This is a genomic window from Oleiphilus sp. HI0086, assembly GCF_001635225.1.
Genome location: NZ_LWFZ01001243.1, coordinates 1 through 1,119, shown reverse-complemented (window position 1 = coordinate 1,119; position 1,119 = coordinate 1). Strand labels below are relative to the sequence as shown.

At 44.1% G+C, this 1,119-nt stretch carries 1 protein-coding gene and 1 pseudogene; both read left to right on the top strand.

All coding sequences use genetic code 11. From position 1 onward, the window contains the following. Window positions 1-109 precede the first annotated feature (109 nt). Complete coding sequence (gene trpA / locus A3756_RS21560; RefSeq protein WP_068513659.1) at window positions 110-913, top strand: tryptophan synthase subunit alpha; 804 nt, start codon at window positions 110-112, stop codon at window positions 911-913. A gap of 46 nt (window positions 914-959) precedes the next feature. Further along, window positions 960-1,119: pseudogene (locus A3756_RS21555) on the top strand (acetyl-CoA carboxylase carboxyl transferase subunit beta); the annotation flags it as partial.

Here is a 1,119-nt window from a genome sequence, read left to right as displayed (position 1 = left end):
AAAAGGCGGCGACGATGTCATCCGATAAAATTATGATCATTAACCTTTCAGGTCGTGGTGATAAAGATATTCATACCGTTGCTGGCATAGATGGAATTGAGGTGTAGTTATGAGTCGTATTCAATCTGTATTAGAGAACTTGCAAGCCGAAGGTAAAAAAGCATTAATCCCATACGTAACTGGCGGTGACCCTAGACCGGGCGCAACGGTTGAGATTATGCATACCTTAGTCGAAGCTGGCGCAGACATAATCGAGCTTGGCGTGCCATTTTCCGACCCGATGGCCGATGGCCCGGTAATTCAGTTAGCCTGCGAGCGTGCACTTGAACACAATGTATCGCTTGATGATATATTTTCGATGGTGAAGGAATTTCGTGAAACAGACCAAGATACTCCGGTCGTATTGATGGGCTACCTAAACCCCTTGGAAATTAAAGGTTACGAAAAATTTGCTATTGAAGCTGCCGAGGTTGGTGTTGATGGTGCGTTAATCGTCGACTTGCCGCCTGAAGAGGCTGAATCTCTTGTACCATTTCTGAAAGAAAATGATCTGGACTCTATCTTCCTGATCGCACCGACAACTACCGACGAGAGAATACAGCATATCGGTCGTCATAGCAGCGGCTATGTATATTACGTATCCGTTAAAGGTGTCACCGGTTCAGCTGAACTGAGTACAACTGAGGTTGCCGAGAAGGTTGCATTGATCCAAAAATATAACCAAATCCCGGTTGGGGTTGGCTTTGGGATTAGAGATGCAGCGTCAGCTGCTGCTGTTTCCAAGTTAGCTAATGGCGTTATTGTTGGCAGCGTCATTGTAAATCTGATTGCTGAAAATAAAGATGATCAAGTTGCGTTAAATAAGGCCGTTAAGGGCTTGGTTTCATCAATGCGTATTGCAATGGATGCTTAATCCATCTCTTACTTTGAATGTGTAAGTTACGAGTGTAGGTAGAAAAATGAGTAGTTGGCTGGACATCATTAAACCCAAGTCGATTCGTTCTGACTCGGGTTCAAAAGGCAATATACCTGAAGGCGTATGGAAAAAGTGCCCAAAGTGTAGTGCTGCTTTATATGGCCCTGAGCTTGAGAAAAATCTTAATGTTTGCCCTAAATGCC

Bases quoted from the DNA above. Each gene is read 5' to 3' on its own strand.
- trpA (WP_068513659.1), top strand. From the start codon at position 110: ATGAGTCGTATTCAATCTGTATTAGAGAACTTGCAAGCCGAAGGTAAA.